Source organism: Microvirga sp. 2TAF3 (assembly GCF_052114965.1).
GTDB lineage: Bacteria > Pseudomonadota > Alphaproteobacteria > Rhizobiales > Beijerinckiaceae > Microvirga.
In genome coordinates this window covers 20,739-39,382 of sequence record NZ_JBFRFT010000020.1, presented here as the reverse complement: position 1 = coordinate 39,382, position 18,644 = coordinate 20,739, and the positions used below count along the sequence as shown (strand labels likewise).

General features: G+C 62.7%; 13 protein-coding genes. 4 read left to right on the top strand and 9 right to left on the bottom strand.

The features are described 5' to 3' along the window. Nucleotides 1-48 precede the first annotated feature (48 nt). The 6 genes from AB4Y97_RS17740 to AB4Y97_RS17715 all read right to left on the bottom strand — a co-directional run bounded on the left by AB4Y97_RS17740 (nt 49) and on the right by AB4Y97_RS17715 (nt 7,640). The gene (locus AB4Y97_RS17740; RefSeq protein ID WP_442000373.1) at nt 49-597 is read right to left on the bottom strand and encodes an acyl-CoA thioesterase; all 549 of its coding nucleotides are present in this window, start codon (nt 595-597) and stop codon (nt 49-51) included. 10 nt (nt 598-607) lie between these two features. Further along, nucleotides 608-1,117 (bottom strand): DinB family protein, encoded by a 510-nt coding sequence (locus tag AB4Y97_RS17735; protein WP_442000372.1) that lies wholly within the window; start codon nt 1,115-1,117, stop codon nt 608-610. Between the two features lie 43 nt (nt 1,118-1,160). Further along, nucleotides 1,161-3,368: a 3-hydroxyacyl-CoA dehydrogenase NAD-binding domain-containing protein gene (locus AB4Y97_RS17730; RefSeq protein WP_442000371.1), complete on the bottom strand. Its 2,208-nt coding sequence runs from the start codon at nt 3,366-3,368 to the stop codon at nt 1,161-1,163. 126 nt (nt 3,369-3,494) lie between these two features. Then, entirely contained in the window at nt 3,495-4,703 is a 1,209-nt protein-coding gene (locus AB4Y97_RS17725) for an acetyl-CoA C-acetyltransferase (RefSeq protein WP_442000370.1), read from the bottom strand. Between the two features lie 134 nt (nt 4,704-4,837). Further along, nucleotides 4,838-6,631 carry an acyl-CoA dehydrogenase C-terminal domain-containing protein gene (locus AB4Y97_RS17720; protein WP_442000369.1) on the bottom strand — a complete coding sequence of 598 codons (1,794 nt, stop codon included), beginning with the start codon at nt 6,629-6,631 and terminating at the stop codon, nt 4,838-4,840. Nucleotides 6,632-7,232: 601 nt separating this feature from the next. Further along, nucleotides 7,233-7,640 carry a MerR family transcriptional regulator gene (locus tag AB4Y97_RS17715; RefSeq protein ID WP_442000406.1) on the bottom strand — a complete coding sequence of 136 codons (408 nt, stop codon included), beginning with the start codon at nt 7,638-7,640 and terminating at the stop codon, nt 7,233-7,235. Between the two features lie 391 nt (nt 7,641-8,031). Here AB4Y97_RS17715 and AB4Y97_RS17710 point away from each other — a divergent pair, with 391 nt between their 5' ends. The 3 genes from AB4Y97_RS17710 (at nt 8,032) to AB4Y97_RS17700 (ending at nt 13,071) form a co-directional block, all read left to right on the top strand. Further along, the gene (locus AB4Y97_RS17710) at nt 8,032-11,280 is read left to right on the top strand and encodes a hypothetical protein (RefSeq protein WP_442000368.1); all 3,249 of its coding nucleotides are present in this window, start codon (nt 8,032-8,034) and stop codon (nt 11,278-11,280) included. Between the two features lie 103 nt (nt 11,281-11,383). Next, the gene (locus AB4Y97_RS17705) at nt 11,384-12,313 is read left to right on the top strand and encodes a sulfite exporter TauE/SafE family protein (RefSeq protein ID WP_442000367.1); all 930 of its coding nucleotides are present in this window, start codon (nt 11,384-11,386) and stop codon (nt 12,311-12,313) included. Further along, the gene (locus AB4Y97_RS17700; RefSeq protein ID WP_442000366.1) at nt 12,310-13,071 is read left to right on the top strand and encodes a TIGR02186 family protein; all 762 of its coding nucleotides are present in this window, start codon (nt 12,310-12,312) and stop codon (nt 13,069-13,071) included. The genes AB4Y97_RS17705 and AB4Y97_RS17700 overlap by 4 nt, the downstream gene beginning before the upstream one ends. A 6-nt stretch (nt 13,072-13,077) precedes the next feature. On the opposite strand, the gene pdeM is transcribed toward AB4Y97_RS17700, so the two are convergent. Together pdeM and AB4Y97_RS17690 are read right to left on the bottom strand one after the other, a co-directional pair. Then, nucleotides 13,078-13,779 (bottom strand): ligase-associated DNA damage response endonuclease PdeM, encoded by a 702-nt coding sequence (pdeM, locus tag AB4Y97_RS17695; RefSeq protein WP_442000365.1) that lies wholly within the window; start codon nt 13,777-13,779, stop codon nt 13,078-13,080. Next, nucleotides 13,776-16,511, bottom strand: a complete 2,736-nt coding sequence (locus AB4Y97_RS17690; protein WP_442000364.1) for a ligase-associated DNA damage response DEXH box helicase — start codon at nt 16,509-16,511, stop codon at nt 13,776-13,778. The genes pdeM and AB4Y97_RS17690 overlap by 4 nt, the downstream gene beginning before the upstream one ends. 147 nt (nt 16,512-16,658) lie before the next feature. Here AB4Y97_RS17690 and AB4Y97_RS17685 point away from each other — a divergent pair, with 147 nt between their 5' ends. Further along, complete coding sequence (locus AB4Y97_RS17685; protein WP_442000363.1) at nt 16,659-17,480, top strand: SDR family oxidoreductase; 822 nt, start codon at nt 16,659-16,661, stop codon at nt 17,478-17,480. 97 nt (nt 17,481-17,577) lie between these two features. Here AB4Y97_RS17685 and AB4Y97_RS17680 read toward each other — a convergent pair whose 3' ends face one another. Then, a complete protein-coding gene (locus AB4Y97_RS17680; protein WP_442000362.1) occupies nt 17,578-18,552 on the bottom strand; it encodes a methyltransferase domain-containing protein in 975 nt (324 codons plus the stop codon). Nucleotides 18,553-18,644 lie beyond the last annotated feature (92 nt).

Sequence of the window (18,644 nt, the reverse complement as noted above, 5' to 3'; positions counted from 1 at the left end):
TTCACGGTTACAGAAGAAACAAGCAAGGTATCGTACCACCCTGAACGATCAAGCCGACTTCTTCAACGCCTCTTCCGCCGCCAGGAAAGCCGCCACCTCGGGCGTGGCTTCCGGCGCCTGCGCGTGAATGCCGATCTCGTGGAACAAGCGGTCGACGGTGATGAAGCTTTTCGCCTTGCGGTCATAGAGACCGGCGCGGACGAGAGCGATGGCGGAGAGAATGGGGTCGCCGTCCCGGCTCCTGGAAATGAGCCGGTGCTCTATTACCACGAAGCTCTCCGCCCAGGTGACGATGCGCGTTTCGAGCGTAAAGGACTGGAACAGCTTCAGCTCGCGGCGAAAGCGGATCTTGCCCGCGCTCACCACCGGCACCCAGCCATTCCGGTAAATGGAGCGCCACAGCCCGGAGCGGATCATGATATCGGCCCGGCCGAGATCCATGAGCGTCCAGTAGCGCCCGTTATTCATATGCAGCGACGTGTCGAGATCGTGCGGCCAGACGCGGAAGGACAGGCGCGAGACATTGCGCACCGGGTCGAGCTTCGACCTGAAGTAAGACGCGATGATCAGGTAAAGGACACGAAACCAGAGATTCATGTCATGTCCATCATGTCATGCCCATGCCGCTCAAGCGCTGGAACATGACGAGATCGAGGGATGGCGCATCGCGTCCCAGGCCGGTGAGGAGGCCATGCACCTGGCCGCGATGATGCGTCTGGTGATTGAAGAAATGGAGCAGCGCCGAGGCAAGCGGCTGCTCGATCTCGGTGGGATTGGTCACGGTGCGATAGTGAAACCTTGTCGAGAGATCTTCTTCGGACAGATGATCGATGTAGCCGACGATCCGTTCATCCTCCTTCCGGCGAGCCTCGCGAAGCGCATCAGGATCGTCGAACAGGATCGCGTCAAGCCGGTCCGGCGCCTCGCCCTGTCCGGTGAAACGCTTCATCCAGAGGCGGTCCGCGACGAGGATGTGGTTGAGAGTGCCATGAACGGACTTGAAGAACGCGCCGCGATCGGCGCGATAATCCCTATCGGAAAGTTCCGCCGCGGCATCGTAGAGACGCTCGTTGCACCAGGCATTGTATGCTGACAGCATGGCGAAATGTGGTTTCATCGAGGTTCCTGTCCCCCTCCCCTTTGGGAAGAAGGCAGCGGCTTCACGCCGCCTTCTTCGCCTCGGCGCGTCCGTAGAAGGTCTCGCCCGACGCTGCCATGTCCAGGAGGATTTTCGGCGGAGCGAAGCGCTCGCCGTGCTTGGCCTGCAGGCTTCGGCACAGCTCCACGAAATTCTTCACGCCCATGAAGTCGATGTAGGAGAGCACGCCACCCGTATAGGGCGCGAAGCCGAAGCCGAGGATGGAGCCCACATCCGCCTCGCGCGGATCTGTGATGACGCCCTCCTCCACCGTGCGCGCGGCCTCCAGGGCCTGCGTCACGAGAAGACGCTGCTTAAGCTCCCGCATGTCGATGAGCTCCGCATCAAGATACTTGGGCTGGAGATCCTTCAGGCCGGGCCAGAGATGCTTCGGGCCGCTTTCGGGATAATCGTAGAAGCCCTTGCGGTTCTTGCGGCCGAGACGGCCTTCTTTGTCGACGAGCCGGCTCAGAAGCTGTTCCTGCTCCGGCACCACCGCAGCCTCGCCGAGCTGCTCCTTCGTGGCTCGCAGGATCTTCAGGCCGAGGTCGACGCCGACCTCATCGTTGAGCGAGAGCGGACCGACGGGCATGCCGGCCTGCTTGCCGGCATTCTCGATCATGGCGGGCGGCACGCCCTCGAGGAACATCAGGTGGCCTTCGAGGATGTAGCCCAGGACGCAGCGATTGGCGAAGAATCCGCGCGCGTCGTTGACGACGATCGGCGTCTTCTTGATGGCGCGCACGAAATCGAGCGCGGCGGCGAGCGCCTTGTCGCCCGTCTGCTTGCCGAGGATGACCTCCACCAGCATCATCTTCTCGACCGGGGAGAAGAAATGGATGCCGATGAATTCGTCCGGCCGCTTCGAGCCCTTGGCGAGTCCGCTGATGGGAAGCGTCGAGGTGTTCGAGGCGAAGATGCAATCCGGCCGGATCACCGCTTCGACCTTCTGGATCACATCGGCCTTCACTTTGGGATCCTCGAACACGGCCTCGATGACGAGGTCGCAATCGCTCAAGTCGTTATAATCGGCGGAAGTCTTGATGCGTTCCAGGAGCGCATCGCGATCCGCCGTCTTGGCGCGGCCCTTCATGATCTGATCGGACATGAGCTTGTGCGAATGGGCCTTGCCCTTCTCCGCCGACTCCACGTCGCGATCAACGAGTACGACCTCCATGCCCGCATGGGCGGTGACATAGGCGATGCTCGCCCCCATGAAGCCTGCGCCGACCACGCCGATCTTCTTCAGATTGGTCGGCGGCACGTTCTTCGGCCTGCGCGCGCCCTTGTTCAGTTCCTGCATCGACAGGAAGAAGGTGCGGATCATCGCCGCCGCTTCCTTCGAGCGCAATATCTTGGCGAAGAAGCGCGACTCCACCCTCAAGGCCTGATCCATCGGGAGCTGGAGCCCCTGATAGACAGCCTCCAGAATGGCGCGGGCAGCCGGATAGTTATCCTGCGTCTCGCGACGATAGATGGCGTTGGCCGCGGGCCAGACCTGCATGCCGGCCGCGGAATAGACCTTGTTGGAGGGCAGCTTGAATCCCTCCTGATCCCACGGCGCTTTCGCCGATCCGCCATTCTTGATCCAGTCCTTCGCGGTCCGGACGAGCTGATCGCGCGGCACGACCGTGTGGGCGAGGCCCATGTTGCGCGCCATGAGCGGACGGATCTGCTCTCCCTTGAGCAGCATCTGAAGCGCATCGCCGGTCTGCATCAGGCGTGACACGCGCTGCGTGCCGCCCGCACCGGGAAAGAGACCGACTTTGATCTCCGGCAGGCCGACCCGGGTTGCATCCGCATCGGAGAGCACACGCTGATGGCAGGCAAGCGCCAGCTCGAACGCGCCGCCGAGGCACACACCGTGGATCGCGGCCACGAACGGCTTGCCGCTCGTTTCCAGCCGGCGATAGAGCTGCGAGAGCTTGCGCGATTCCTCGAAGAAGGCGCTCATCGCCTCTTCCGCGCCTTTCTCCTTCGCGAGTTTTTCGTATCGCGCTTTCGATTCCTGCAGCATGGCGAGATCCGCGCCGCCGGAGAAGCTTTCCTTACCGGAGGTGATGACGCAGCCCTTGATGGCCTCGTCGTTCGCGACCTTCTCGATGATCTGAGACAGCTCGTCCATCACGCCGGTGGTGATAACGTTCATCGACCGGTCCGGCATGTCCCAGGTTGCGATTGCAATCCCGTCGCCGTCGACTTCGAAGCGGAAATTGATGAAATTCGTCATGTCGTCCTCCCAGGAGGTGTCCCGTCATCCCGGCCGAAGCGCAGCGGAGAGCCGGGATCGTTGTCCGTGCATTCTCGTCTTACGATCCCGGGCTCCGCTTCGCGGCCCCGGGATGACAGTTCAAAATCAAACTCGTTCGATCACCGTCGCCGTGCCCATGCCGGCGGCCACGCAGAGCGTGACGAGCGCCGTCTGCTTACCCGTGCGCTCCAGTTCGTCGAGTACGGTGCCGAGGATCATGCCGCCGGTGGCGCCGAGCGGATGCCCCATGGCGATGGCGCCGCCATTCACATTGACCTTGGACGGGTCGAGTTCCATCGCCTGCATGTAGCGCAGCACAACGGCGGAGAAAGCCTCGTTGATCTCGAAGAGATCGATGTCGTCCTTCGTCATGCCCGCTTTCTTCAACGCAAGCTCGGACACCTCGATGGGTCCGGTGAGCATGAGAGCGAGATCGGAACCGAGGGAAGCGAAAGACCGGATTCGGGCGCGGGGCTTCCGGCCCAGCTTTCGCCCACCTTCTTCCGAGCCGATCAACACGGCGGACGCGCCGTCCACGATGCCCGATGAATTGCCCGCATGGTGCACATGATTGACGAATTCCACATCCGGATGCGCGGCGATCGCCACCGCATCGAAGCCGCCCATTTCACCCATCTGCACGAAAGAGGCCTTGAGCTGGCCCAGCGACTGCATGTCGGTCTGCGGCCGCATATGCTCGTCCTTGGCCAGCAATGTGAGGCCGTTAATGTCCTTCACTGGAATGATCGAATTCTTGAAGCGGCCCTCGTCCCAGGCGCGGGCCGCGCGCTTCTGTGACTCAACCGCATAGGCGTCCACATCGTCGCGGGAGAAGCCGTATTTGGTGGCGATGAGATCCGCCGAAATGCCCTGCGGCAGGAAGTAGTTCGGGACCGCGATGCCGGGATCGACCGGCCATGCGCCGCCCGACGCGCCCATGCCGACGCGGCTCATGGATTCGACGCCGCCGCCAATGGCAACGTCTTTCATGCCGGTCATCACCTGAGCAGCTGCAAGATTCACCGCATCGAGACCCGATGCGCAGAAACGGTTGATCTGGATGCCCGGCACTTCCTTGCCGAACCCAGCCTTGAGCACTGCGGCGCGGGCAATGTCACCGCCCGCCTCCCCGACCGGATCGACGCAGCCGAGCACCACGTCCTCTACCAGCATCGGATCGAGATCGTTGCGATTGCGGATGGCGTTGAGGGCCGTCACGGCAAGGTCGACGGATGGCACCTCGTGCAGCGAACCATCCGGCTTGCCGCGTCCGCGCGGGGTGCGGACGGCATCGTAGATATAAGCTTCAGCCATGAGGATCTCCCTAAAACCTGCAAGTCATCCCGTGCGGGCGAAGCCGGACCCGGGACCGTATCAGAATGAGGCGCCCTCTCGTCACGCGATCCAGGCTCTTCGCTACGCTATGGCAGGGATGGCGCTTCTCAAACTCAAAACATCTCCATGGGCATCGCCATTGTCACATCGGCACCCGATGAGATGCAGGCGAGGCGCGAGGCGGTTTCCGGCATCAGGCGCTCCATGAAGAAGCGGCCCGTCAACAGCTTCGCATCCATCTTGTCCGCGACGCCGTTGCCTTTGACCTTCTTTTCGTTCGCCACCTTCGCCATCCTGGCCCACATATAGCCCATGGCCACAAGGCCGAAGAGATGCATGTAATCGGTCGCACCGGCGCCCGCATTGTCGGGCTTCGCCATGGCGTTCTGCATGAACCACATGGTCGCCTGCTGGAGATGGCCGAGGCCCTGCTGAAGCGGAGAGATGAAGTCCTTCAGGCTCTCGTCATTCGCATTCTCCTGGCAGAAAGCGCCGACCTCGTTGAAGAAGGCCATGACCGCACGGCCGCCATCCTTACCGAGCTTGCGACCGACGAGGTCCATAGCCTGGATGCCGTTCGCGCCCTCGTAGATCATGGCGATGCGGGCATCGCGCACGAATTGCGACATGCCCCATTCCTCAATATAGCCATGGCCTCCGAACATCTGCTGCGCCTTGACCGCATTGTCGAAGCCGAGGTCGGTCAAAACACCTTTCACCACCGGCGTCATGAGGCCCATGTGGTCGTCGGCGGATTGGCGTTCCGCGTCATCCGATGAACGATGCGCGATATCGCTCTTCAGCGCGGTCCAGACGAGCAGCGCACGAGCTGCCTCATTGAAGGCCTTGATGGAGAGAAGCGTGCGGCGCACATCCGGGTGAACGATGATCGGGTCGGCAGGCTTGTCGGGAAATTTCGGGCCCGTGAGCGCACGGCCCTGGAGCCTTTCCTTCGCATAGGCCACTGCGTTCTGATAGGCGACCTCGGATTGCGAAAGCCCCTGCACGCCGACCGCGAGCCGGGCCTCGTTCATCATCACGAACATGGCGTTGAGGCCGCGGTTCTCCTCTCCGACCAGCCAGCCTTTCGCACCGTCATAATTCATGACGCAGGTGGCATTTCCGTGAATGCCCATCTTATGCTCGAGCGAACCACATGAGACGCCATTGCGCTCTCCCAGCGAGCCGCCCTCTTTCACGAGGAATTTCGGCACGACGAAAAGCGAGATGCCCTTGGTGCCGGCGGGCGCCCCTTCGATGCGGGCCAGCACCAGATGGACGATGTTCTCGGCCATGTCATGCTCGCCGGCCGAGATGAAGATCTTGGTGCCGGATATCGCATAGGATCCGTCGCCATTGGGCACGGCCTTGGTCTTGAGAAGACCGAGATCGGTGCCACAATGGGGCTCGGTGAGATTCATGGTACCGGTCCATGTTCCCTCGACCATCTTCGGCACATAAGTCTTCTTCTGCTCCGCCGAACCATGGACCAGAAGGGCGGCGGTCGCCCCTTGGGTCAACCCCGGATACATGCCGAGCGCCAGATTGGCGGAGGAGAGGAATTCCTGCATCACGACAGTGAGAGTCGAGGGCAGCCCCTGGCCGCCATATTCCTCCGGCATCGAGAGCCCCATCCAGCCGCCGGCCGCATAAGCCTCATAGGCTTCCTTGAACCCCTTCGGCGTGGTGACGGAGCCATCCGCATTACGGACGCAGCCTTCCAGATCACCAATCCGGTTCAGGGGCGTGAAGATTTCCTCGCAGAGCTTGGCCCCCTCGCCCAGGATCGCCTCTACCATGTCCGGCGTCGCCTCGGCGAAGCCCGGAAGGTTGTTATAGCGTTCGATGGGAAAAACATCATTCAACAGGAACATGACGTCTTCGACGGGGGCCTTGTAGACCGGCATTGAACTCCTCCCAAATCGGACACCGGTTTCAAGGCCACCCTGAACGATGACACCGCCGGCAGACTAGATAGTTCACATATAAACTATCTAGTCACGTTGGGGAAGAGGTAGGGCGAGAATTGTCCCGCAGAACGGGTGCGAGTTCAGATTGTCCGAAAATCGACGAAGGCTCGTTCAGGCCACGAGGGGCCCGAGCAGAATGGTGCAGGCACCGGCAAGGCAGACGGCAACGCCGATGGGGTTCCACCGATCGGGCTGCACACCTTTCCACGCTCCAGAGCCAAGCGAGGAACGCGGGGATATAGACCCTCGCCATAAGCCTCAAAGGCGCGCCCGGCCGCATCGCTTTCGATCAAGGTGGCAAAAGGGGCAAAAAGCACCGACAACGTCATTCCGGGCAGGAGCCAGAAGGCTGAGGCTCCTTAACGCAAATAGGCCTAGTCCGAGAAACAACGCGTAATTTCGGTGAGCGCGGCCAAGCTATCGACGAGCGCAGTCCTGGTTTCGTTTCTGCCGGGCATACGGGAGGGTGTTGATACCGAAACCCACACCGTAATGTCCGGTAGAAACAATAGAATTATGATAGGAAAATCGTTTCCGCTTACGCAGCAACCGAGAGACTGGCGCGGCGCGCCTTGAGTTCCACCAGAGCTTCCTCGATCTCGGCCCGCTGCTGTTCGAGATGGCTGATCTGATCCTCGATCTGATCGAGGGAAAGATTGAGATTAGCAGCGATCCCGTTGCTCACGCACTCCTCGGCGAGCATGGCGCGGATTTCCGTAAGGGTGAAACCGAGCTGCTTGCCTTTCAAGATGACCGAAAGACGATCCCTGTCCCGGGCATCGTAAATACGAGCCGTGCCATCGCGGCGCGGAGAAAGAAGACCACGATCTTCATAGAATCGCAGGGTTCTCAAGGTCACGCCGAATTCACGCGCCAGATCACCGATCATAAAAAACTTGGAATCGTCCGCATCGTCACCTTCCTTCGAGAAGGATACGTAGTTCATCTCGATACCGTTACTCATGTTGTTCCCCCGTCTCGCCTAGCTGTGCCGGGTGAGTAACTTTTTTTTCAAAAACCTCACCAAGCATTGGTTTTGAAATGATAGAACATTATATATACCTCTCGCAAGTGTACTGCCCCACAGGTTGCAGACAGCGTTGGGGAAGCTCCTGTTTCCCAAGTAAAATAAGGAAAGAGAGCGTCTGACCGGTCCGCTCGGAATCCTCTCTCGGCCGCTTAACGCCATTTTTACTACGTTGCCCGAAAGCTGTGCCGTCGGCTCAAAAATCCAAGGCGGCTCCTGATTCGCCGGATCCCGGATCCAGGGCCGTCGGGACGGGGGATGGCGTGGGGGCATGCCGCCGTTCGAGTGGAGTTTCCCCACGAGCGCGACCATGAGACGAAACGATCTCGCGAATCTTGAAGGTCTGAACCCCGACACCCGCAAGGCAGCCGAGGTTGCCGCGCGCCGGGCGGGTCTGACCCTTGAGGATTGGATCGCGGCGACCCTGGCGGAGCGCGCGCAAAGGCAGGAACCGGCCGACCGATGGACGCGCCGGCGCCCTGGCGATGAACTCGACGCCATCATCGCACGGATGGCCAGGACACTTCCCAACAAGACGCTCCCCAAACAGCCCGCCAGCGATCTCGACACCATCATCGCCGCCGCGGCCACCGCCGAGAAGGAACGGCTGGCGCAGGATCAGGCATCGCGGACTACCGTCGCGCTCGAATCCATGGCCATGTGGATCGAGCAGGCCGAAGAACGCCTGAACGAGACGGCACGGACCTCCGCCGACCATCAGGACCGGATGGCCTCCGTCCTGTCGCAGGCCCTGTCGGCGCTCAAGGATCGTCTCGATGCCGTCGAGCGCCGTGTGACGGCGGAGCCCACTCCGGCCCGCGTCGAATTTCCGGTCCAGGATGCGATGAAGGCGCTTTCGCCTCTTGCGGATACTTTGTTCGGGCTGCGCACGGATGTGTCGCGGTTGGCGAAGCGGTTGGACCAGCCGACGATCCCAGCGGTCGAGGACATCCGCAGCGACATAGAGCGCCTGCGGTCGGGTATGGAAAACCTTGCCACGCGGGACGAGATCATCACCCTCGACCAGACCTTCCGTCTCCTGTCGCGGGATCTGGAGCGCGGGCCATCGAGCAAGGATTTGCTGACTCTCGCGGGCTCGGTTGCGGGGCTGCACCGCCAGGTTCAAAGCCTGTCCGAGGAAATGGCCGAGGGCGTCCATCGGCGCATCGGCGCCGAGATCGATCTCCTCAAGCGCAAGATCGACAACGTTGCCGAGACGGGGATCGACCGCTCCGTCATCGATTTTCTCAGCAGCCAGATCGTCGATATGCGCCAGGATCTCGCCCAGCGGGCCGAGCCCCAGCAGATCGAGCGTCTGTCCGACGACGTGGCCGCGCTGAGCGGCCAGATCGTGGAGCTGCGCGCCAATCAGGTTGGCAGAAGTGATTTTGCCGCCCTGAAAAGCTCACTCGAAAACGTCTGCGCCGCCCTCACCCGCTCCGTCGCGGCGCATGAGGCAAGCGACATGCCGGAGCAGCTTCGGGACATGAGCCGCCGGCTCGACCTTCTGGTGAGCAGACCCGAACCGGAACGGCCCAATATCGACTCCATCGCCGACCAGCTCGCCGTCCTGACTGATCGCATGGCGAGCATCGCCGAAAGCCGCTTGGAGCAGAACGACACTCTGAACGTGCTGTTCGACCGCCTGTCGAACCAGATCGAGGCCGTGGTCGGCAATTCTCAGCCGTTGCAGGCGCCTCTGCTGCAACGGTTCGAGCGGCTCGAAAGCGAATTGCGGCAAGTGGGCCAGCAGGCCGATACGTCGGCCGTGGAGATTATGCTTCGCTCCCTTCACGAAAAGCTCGAAGAAAAGTTCGAACGGACACCGGTGCAGGACCCGTCGCTCAACGCCATCGAGCAACGAATGGCGGCCCTCGCCGATCAGGTTTCCCGGACACCGGAGCCTCTCAAGCAAGCTTTGGAGGACACGACTGCGCATATCCAAGCCCTTCGGAACGAGACCGCGCTGATGGCCGAGCGCGCCGCCAGGGCGGTCTTGAAGGATGCTCAGTCCGGCACGCCGGCTACGGACGATTTCGACGCTCTCAAAGCGGGCTTCGTCGAATTGAAGGCCCTCCAGACCCGGGCCGACAAGAGGACGCAACAGGCCCTCCGGGCTGTCCACGATGCCCTGGAAACCCTCGTCTCGCGTTTTCCCGACCAGGCCCCGACGGCGACGGATGCCGCCGCGCATGGCACCTCCAGCGCCAAGTCGTCGGAAGGAATGCCGTCGGCCGACCGTCTCGAGGCCGCCGTGCGCCGCCTTCATGCGGCCGCCCTGTCGCAGATCGAAGAGATTTCCGCGGCTGTGCCCGAGCCGGCATCCGTCGTGGTGGAAAAACCGGCTCGCGAGCCTGAAGCTCCGCACAGCGTCGCGGCTGCCGTCTCATCCCACGATATGGACCTTGGCAATGTGCGCGCGAGTTTCATCGCAGCAGCACGCCGGGCTTCGCACCCTCTCCCGGCCCAGAAGATCGATTGCGAAGATCCGGAAACCGCATTGCCGGTCGTAGATGAAGCCGCGGATGGAGGGCCCGGTAGAGAAGTTTCCCTGTCGCCCACCTCCCTCATCGAGCGCATTCGCCGGACTCTCGATGCCCATCGCCGTCCTCTTCTCTTCAGCCTCGCTTTTCTGATCCTGGCAGCCGGAACGGCGCAGATCTTCTCGAACACGCCTCATGTTCCCGCGCCATTGACAGCCTCCGCCGAGGCTGCGCCGAAGGAGCCGGTCCGCGCTACCGCTCCCGAAGAGACGACCGGAAGCCTTCCGAAGATGCTCGCGGCGGCGAGCGAAACCGGGCTGTTTCAGCCTTCGAGTCTGATGGCCCCCTCCGGCCCCGCCACCCCTCGGGCGACGGCCAAGTTCATCGTCGATCCCGGTACGCTCGGTGAAATTCCCGCAGAGATCCCTGCCGCCTTGCGGCAGGCGGCGTTATCCGGCGATGCGGAAGCGGTCTACGAAATCGCGCTGCGGGCTGCCGAGGGACGCGGCCTCCAGCGAAATTCTGCGCTCGCCGTCCGCCTCTACGAGCGAGCGGCCCAGGCGGGCCTGGCTCCTGCCCAGGAGCGTCTCGCCATGTTGTACGATAAGGGCGTCGGAATACCGCGCGATGCAAAGCTCGCCGTATCCTGGTACGAGCGCGCAGCCCAGGGCGGCAACGTCCGCGCCATGCACAATCTCGCCACCCTTCTCGCGGCCGGCGTCAACGGGAAGCCCGATTATCCCGCAGCTCTGCGGTGGTACATGGAGGCTGCGGAGTCCGGCGTCAGGGACAGCCAGTTCAACGTGGGAGTGCTCTATGCGCGTGGCATCGGGACCCGGAAGGACTTGGCCAAGGCCTATCAATGGTTTTCCCTGGCTTATGCGCAGGGCGACGCGGAAGCGGCGAAGAAGCGCGACGAGGTCGCTTCCCGCCTAAGCGAGGCAGAACTCAATGGCGCGAAATCAAGGATCGAAAGCTGGCGCCCCAGAGCCATCGATCCTCTCGCCAACGAGGTCAAATCCTCAGATGAAGGCGGCACCGCGGCCCTCAGCCATGATTTTGGCAACAGGAGCTGACAAAGTTTGAAACTGTCAGCTTCCATTCATGGCGCGAATCCTACAGTTGTATTCCGCAATGTCATAACCAGGATGTGGCTGCACCGGCCATAGGGGAACCGGGTTGCAAATTTATTTGCCTATCGCCGAAATGCCTGTGAGCGTTCTCCTGATCCTGGGATTGGGCGCGGCAGTCGGTTTCATCTCGGGACTGTTCGGTATCGGCGGCGGCTTTCTCATGACGCCGCTTCTGATCTTCCTTGGAATCCCCCCTGCGGTCGCGGTCGCCACTCAATCGGCGCAGATCGTCGCCTCCTCCACGACGAGCGTACTCAGCGCGCTACGCCGCGGGGCCCTCGATCTGCGGCTCGGCGGCATTCTGGTGCTCGGCGGCTTCGTCGGCTCGGCCCTGGGCGTCTGGTTCTTCGCCGCGGCACGAAGAGCCGGCCAACTCGATCTCGTCATCGTCGTATCCTACGTGACCCTCTTTACGGTCGTCGGCAGCCTGATGATGAAGGAGAGCGTCCGGGAATTCTGGATGAAACGAAAGGGCGGCTCCATCAAGCTGCGGCGCAATGGGGGCGAACATGCGCCGTTTCTCGGCTGGCCGCTACGCATGCGGTTTTATCGTTCCAAACTCTATGCCAGCGTCATCCCGATCCTGGGATTGGCCCTGTTCGTCGGTTTCGCCGGCGCCCTGCTCGGCATCGGCGGCGGCTTCATCATGGTTCCGGCGCTCCTCTATATCTTCCGCGTTCCGACCGCCGTAGTCGTCGGCACGTCCCAGTTCCAGATCGTCTGCACGACCCTCGTGGCGCTGATCCTTCACGCGGTCGCGAACCAGGCGGTCGATATCGTTCTGGCGATCCTGCTCATTCTCGGCGGCGTCTTCGGGGCACAGTTCGGCGCCCGGGCGGGGCGCAATCTCCGGGCGGAGCTGTTCCGCTTTCTTCTCGCGATCCTTCTGCTCGCCGTAGGCCTGCGCTTTGCGCTCGAACTGGTGGTGAAGCCGGAGGAGCCCTTCTCCATCACCGTGCAGGAATCCCGCACGTGAGGATCATCGGCGCATTCCTGATCCTGCTGGCCGGCATGGCCTCCGCTTCGGCGGAAAGCCTGATCACGTCCCTGTCGAACCACCGCGTCCTGATCAATTCCAATTATACCGGCACCTCGATTGCCGTGTTCGGCGCGATCGAGCGCGATGCGCAGACGATTTCCCGCGCCTCGGGCTACGACGCGGCGGTGACCATTCGCGGGCCGCAGCAATATCTTGTCGTGCGCGAGAAGGAGCGGCTGGGTCCGTTCTGGCTCAATCAGGACCAGCAGAAATTTCCGACTGCGCCGGCCTACCTGAGCGTTCTGACCTCCCGGCCGATTGCCGAGATCACGAGCGAACAGCTCCGTCGGCGTCAGAAGATCGGCCTGCAGGCCATCATCCATGCGCCGGACTTCACCAACGACCGGGGCGGTGCGGACGAGCCGTTCCGCGAGGCGCTCTTCCGCCTCAAGGCAAAGGAAGGCCTGTACCGGGAAAACGAGCGCGGCGTCACCTTCCTGGCCCCGAACCTCTTCATCGCCAGCATTCCCCTGCCCGCAACGGCGCCCCCCGGCAACTACGACGTGGAAGTGACGCTCCTTGCCGATACCGTGATCCTGGCGCGGACACTGACCCATTTCGAATTGGTCAAGACCGGCTTCGAGCAGCAGGTCGGTGAGGTCGCGCGGGACTGGAGCATATTCTACGGCCTCGCGGCGGCCCTCCTCGCCGTGTTCTTCGGCTGGACCGCAAACGTGGTTTTCCGAAGGGATTAAGCGGGCTCAATCCCGGCAGAGCATCGATCTGGCGATGGCGAAGATGCGTTCGGTGCCGATGAGGTGCGCCGTGAAACTGTCCGGGAAGAGCGGTTTGAAGGCGGCGTCACAGGCATTCAGTCCGCCCGCATAGGCGCCCAGAGCCGGCATGACGCAACGCGATCCATCGGTCAGGAAGCATCGCCGCCGGGTCGAGCGCCCGCGCATCACCACCTTTCCGACCGGATGAAGATGACCGGCGATTTCAGCCTGCACGCCCGCGAGCGGTTCATGGCGCAGGGCCAGCGGCCCCAGCGCCATCTCAGCGACGACCTGTCCGCCGATGCTTTCCGGCAGAGTGTGATCGTGGTTGCCCGTGACCCAGATCCAGTCCCGGCCCGACTGGACCTCGTCGAGAGTGGCACGTTCCTCGTCGCCGAGCCGGTCCGGCCCGCCGATATCGTGGAAGCTGTCGCCAAGCGCGATGACCGCGCGCGGATCGAACCGGAAGATCGCATCCTTCAGCGCAATCAGGGTCTCGCGGGTATCGTAGGGCGGCAGCAGCATGCCGCGCCGGGCAAAGGACGAACCTTTCTCGAAATGAAGGTCGGCCACGAGAAGCGCATTCTCATCCGGGAGGTACATGGCTCCGGTAAGGTCGAGGACCGCCGTCAGTCCGTTCAGCCCGATTTCGCTTGTTGTCTGCTTGTTCTTGAGCAAAGCCGTCACGCCAAAGCCTCGTCGAGAAGCGCTGCTTCCGCCTCGGCCAGAATCTCGTCCGCGTTGTCGCTATAGACGCGCTCGCGGCCGATCTCCAGCATGACGGACACGCTTAAGGGAGAAACCCGGTCGAGCGGCTTGTGGATGATTCGCCCCCGGATGCGCTGTAGCAGCATGCCGAGGCGCTTCACGTCGAGGAGTCCCGTTGCCGCATCGGCGCGCGCGGCGCGCAGGAGCACATGGTCCGGCTCGTGCTTGCGTAAGACGTCATAGACGAGATCGGTGGAGACCGTGACCTGACGGTTGGTCTTCTCCTGGCCCGGAAAGCGCCGTTCGATCAGCCCCGCGATCACGGCGCAGTGGCGGAAGGTGCGCTTCATCAGCGCCGCCTCGGCGAGCCAATCCTCCAGGTCGTCGCCGAGCATGTCTTCGGAAAAAAGGTCATCGAGAAAGCCCGGCTCGCGCCCCACCCGCGCGGCGATATCGCCATTGCCCCAGACGGCAAGGCCGTAATCGTTGGCGACGAAGCCCAAAGGCTTCAACCGCGCCCGTTCCAGGCGGCGGGTCAGGAGCATGCCCAGCGTCTGGTGCGCGAGTCTTCCCTCGAAAGGGAAGCAGGTCATGTAGAACCGTCCGGCGCGGGGGAAGGTCTCGACCAGGAGATCGCGCGCGCCCGGCACGATGGAGCGGCGGCGCTGCTGCAGGAGATATTCGGTCAGCTGCGGCGGCAGGCGATCCCACTCGAACGGATCGGAGAGGATTTCCCGCACCCGCGCGGCGAGAAAGGTGGAAAGCGGAAACTTGCCACCCTCATAGGACGGGATTTTGGGATCGGTTCCGGCCGTGGCGCGCGTGACCAGCACCTCGTCTTCGGCCATTCCCTCGAATTTCAGCACTTCTCCGGCAAAGAGAAAGGTGTCGCCCGGGCTCAACGTCTCGGCGAAATATTCCTCGATCTCGCCCAGGACCTTGCCGCGTGGCAGCACCGTGCCGGGCCGTGAGCGGGATGTTTTGCCAAGACGCACCCTGACCATGGTTGCCTCGACGATGGTACCCACATTCATGCGGTATTGCTGCGCCACGCGGGCATCGCGCACGCGCCAGAGGCCGTCCTTACCCTTCACGATCTTTGCGAAACGCTCATAGGCGCGAAGCGCATAGCCGCCCGTGGCAACGAAGGCGACCGCGGCCTCGAAATCCTCCCATGTCAGGCCGGCATAGGGCGCGGCCGAGCGGATCTCCTCATACAACTCCTCGAGACGAAAGGGCTCTGCGCAGGCCCTGCCGAGGATGTGCTGGCAGAGCACATCGAGGGCGCCGATGCGCGCATCCGGCGTGTCCTGCGCCGCCTCGTGCACGGCATCGAGTGCTGCGCGGCACTCCAGAATCTCGAAGCGATTGGCCGGTACCAGATAGGCCTTGGACGGTTCGTCCATGCGATGGTTCGACCGCCCGATGCGCTGCATGATGCGCGAGGCCCCCTTCGGCGCTCCCACATTCACCACGAGATCCACATCGCCCCAATCGATGCCGAGATCGAGCGTCGCGGTGCAGACCACCGCCCTGAGCTTCCCTGCGATCATCGCCGCCTCGACCCGGCGGCGCTGCGACACGTCGAGGGAGCCGTGATGAAGCGCGATGGCGAGACTGTCGTCGTTGCGTTTCCAGAGTTCCTGGAACGTATATTCCGCCTGAAGCCGCGTGTTGACGAAGACGAGGGTCGTCTTATGCCGTCTGATGAGTTCGTAGATCGCCGGCATCGACAGGGCCGCCGTGTGCCCTGCCAGCGGCAGACGCTCATCGAGATCGAGCATGCGGATATCCGGCCGTGCTCCGCCCTGCACCACGACGAGATCGGCAAGCGCCTCTTCCCCTCCCCCTTGCGGGGAAGGGCCAGGGGTGATGCGGCCGGGCGAGAGATCTCCTGTATCAGCCTTGGTGCCGCTCCGATGAGATGAAGCGCTCCGACTTTGCGCCTTCCACCCGGCGCTTCGCGCCACCCTCCCCGCCGCAAGTCGGGTGTTCCCGACTTGCGCAGGATGAAGCGGATCTCGGGACCACCCGAGATCCGGGGAAAGGGAATCTACAGCGCGCTGCGGCATCAGATATCGCCGCAGATCGTCCGGCTCCCGGACCGTCGCCGACAGGCCGACCGCGCTCATCTGCGGCGCGAGGGAAAACAGCCGCGCGAGGCCGAGCGACAGCAGATCCCCGCGTTTCGAGGTGACAAGGGAATGCAGCTCGTCGAGCACCACGCGCCGCAGATCCTTGAACAGTTCTCCCGCCTCGCGATGAGCGAGCAGCAGGGCGAGCTGCTCCGGCGTCGTCAGCAGGATGTCCGGCGGCCGCTCGATCTGCCGGGCACGCTTATGGGCGGGCGTGTCCCCGGTCCGTGTTTCGATGCGGATCGGCAGCCCCATCTCCTGTACGGGCGCTTCCAGGTTGCGGGCAATATCGGTCGCAAGCGCCTTGAGAGGGGAGATGTAGAGGGTGTGAAGAGAACCTTTTCCGGCCTTTTCTCCAGGGTGAGGTCGTTTCCGGCGCATATCCGCCAGCTCCACCAGACTCGGTAGAAACCCGGCCAGGGTCTTGCCGGCCCCGGTCGGCGCAACGAGCAGGGCCGAACGGCCTGCTTGAGCCTTGGCCAGGAGTTCGAGCTGATGCTCGCGCGGCCTCCAGCCGCGGCTCTTGAACCATTGACGGAATTGGGGGGGCAGAAGGGAGGCGGACGCTTTGGACATGGCCTCTCAAGATAGGTTCCCAACTGCTTTTTGCCATGCGACAACAGTAACTTCCGGTGTGGATGCCGCGAAGATCCGCTTGCCCTCTTTATTTAGCCGGTTCAATTTGCCGGCGCCAATCAAGATCGAAAAAGACATAACAAAACCATGTCCCAGACATCCCAGTTCAAGAATGCTATCGCCGTCGTCACGGGGGGCACCCAAGGCCTCGGCGAAACCATCGCCCGCACTCTCGCCGAGCGCGGAGTTGCAGGGCTCGTCATCTGCGGCCGTAACGCCGATCGCGGAGCGGCGGTCGCGAAAGACATCACCGCTCAAGGCTGCCGCACGGAATTCGTGAAGGCCGATCTTGCCAATATGGATGACGTCCGCCAGGTCTCGGCACACGCCGACAAGGTGTTCGGCCGGGTCGATATCCTCGTCAACGCGGCGGGCATGACCGACCGCGGCACGGTCTTCGATACCAGCCCGGAGCTTTTCGACCGCATGTTCGCGGTGAACGTGCGCGCGCCCTTCTTCCTGATGCAGGACGCCGCCACGATCATGCGTCGGGAGAAGATCCAGGGCAGGATCGTCAACATCCTGTCCATGTCAGCCCATGGCGGCCAGCCCTTCATCTCCGCTTATTGCGGCTCCAAGGGCGCGCTCGCGACCCTGACCAAGAACGCCGCCTTCAGCCTGATGCCGTGGCGCATCCGCGTGAACGGCCTCAATATCGGCTGGATGAACACGCCGGGCGAAGACCGGATCATGAAGACCTATCATGGCGCGCAGGACGGCTGGCTCGACAACGCGGTCAAGGACCAACCCTTCGGCCGCCTGCTCGACCCGGCCGAGGTGGCGCGCGCCGTCGCCTTCCTGACGAGCGCCGAATCCGGCCTGATGACCGGGTCGATCATCGATTTCGATCAGTCCGTTCTCGGCTGCTGGGAGTCGACGCCGCACCCCTCCCTGCCCTCGCAGGTTTGAGGAACGGAGCGTTCCCGGAATAGAGCGCCTGCTCCACCGGGTCATGCGATGATCGAATAACAAAGAGCCGATCCCGATTCATGAACTGGGATCGGCTTTAACGTTCCAGAATCGCCAGGAAACCTGGCACAGGCTGCCCCCGATCCTCGCGGATCGAGGCTGCCTCGAAAAGACGAATGGCGAAACCGGCTGCTTCGGCGAAGTCCTCGATCTCCGCCCTCCCGTGCGCGTAGCGGGAATCCTGCCCGAGGATGACGCCCTCGCCCGCATGCGTCTGCACCGTGAAGACGAAGAGCCCGCCGCCTTTCAGGACGCGATGGACCTGACTGAAAACCGGATCGAGCGCGGCGAGGTAGATGAACACATCCGCCGCGACCACGAGATCGGCCTCGCCTTCCCGCCGGCTTGCAAGAAAATCCGTCAGGTGGCCCTGGTGCAGCCCGTCATAGAGCTGCGACTTGCGGGCGTTCTCCAGCATTTTGGCTGAGAGATCGACGCCCTCGATGGTGGCATAGCTTCCCTTGAGGGCTTTCGCCATCAGGCCCGTTCCGCAGCCGAGATCGAGGGCGCTCGCAAACGAAAAGGGCCGCGCCAGCTCGGTACAGATCCTGTCGAGGGCATCGACGATCAATTCCGGGCCGCAATAGCCGAGAACTTCGGTCAGATGCCTTTCGAACTTGGGGGCGTAATCGTCGAAGAGGGCCTGGACATAACCTTCCGTGATGGCCTCGCCCGGAGTGAGAGCGCCAATCCGCGCCAGATCGAGCCGCACGCCAAGCGCATCGTCAGGATCTATCACGAGTGCCTGGCGAAGGGCGCCGACAGCTTCCTCATGCTTTCCCCGCTCCGCCTCCGCACGCCCCAGAAGCGCATGGGCCGCCGCGAAACGCGGCACGAGGTCCAGCACTTGCCGCGCAAGGTCGGCTGCGGCCTCGAAATCCTTCTCGTCGAAGGCGGCGCGGGCGTATTCGTAGCGGCGGTCCGCAAGGAGATCGCCGGAAGATCGAAGAGTCGGCAACGGCATGGCGCTGGCATGCGGGAGAGACAAAACACTGTCAATGGCGAGAAACATTATTTCAGTCTCCTGTTCCCGCTCGCCCCGAAATGCCAGTATGGAACACAAATCGCCGCGCTGAAATTTCTCTCTTTGATCCTATATTCCAA

Bases quoted from the DNA above. Each gene is read 5' to 3' on its own strand.
- AB4Y97_RS17740 (WP_442000373.1), bottom strand. From the start codon at position 597: ATGAATCTCTGGTTTCGTGTCCTTTACCTGATCATCGCGTCTTACTTC.
- AB4Y97_RS17735 (WP_442000372.1), bottom strand. From the start codon at position 1,117: ATGAAACCACATTTCGCCATGCTGTCAGCATACAATGCCTGGTGCAAC.
- AB4Y97_RS17730 (WP_442000371.1), bottom strand. From the start codon at position 3,368: ATGACGAATTTCATCAATTTCCGCTTCGAAGTCGACGGCGACGGGATT.
- AB4Y97_RS17725 (WP_442000370.1), bottom strand. From the start codon at position 4,703: ATGGCTGAAGCTTATATCTACGATGCCGTCCGCACCCCGCGCGGACGC.
- AB4Y97_RS17720 (WP_442000369.1), bottom strand. From the start codon at position 6,631: ATGCCGGTCTACAAGGCCCCCGTCGAAGACGTCATGTTCCTGTTGAAT.
- AB4Y97_RS17715 (WP_442000406.1), bottom strand. From the start codon at position 7,640: ATGAACTACGTATCCTTCTCGAAGGAAGGTGACGATGCGGACGATTCC.
- AB4Y97_RS17710 (WP_442000368.1), top strand. From the start codon at position 8,032: ATGAGACGAAACGATCTCGCGAATCTTGAAGGTCTGAACCCCGACACC.
- AB4Y97_RS17690 (WP_442000364.1), bottom strand. From the start codon at position 16,511: ATGTCCAAAGCGTCCGCCTCCCTTCTGCCCCCCCAATTCCGTCAATGG.
- AB4Y97_RS17685 (WP_442000363.1), top strand. From the start codon at position 16,659: ATGTCCCAGACATCCCAGTTCAAGAATGCTATCGCCGTCGTCACGGGG.
- AB4Y97_RS17680 (WP_442000362.1), bottom strand. From the start codon at position 18,552: ATGTTTCTCGCCATTGACAGTGTTTTGTCTCTCCCGCATGCCAGCGCC.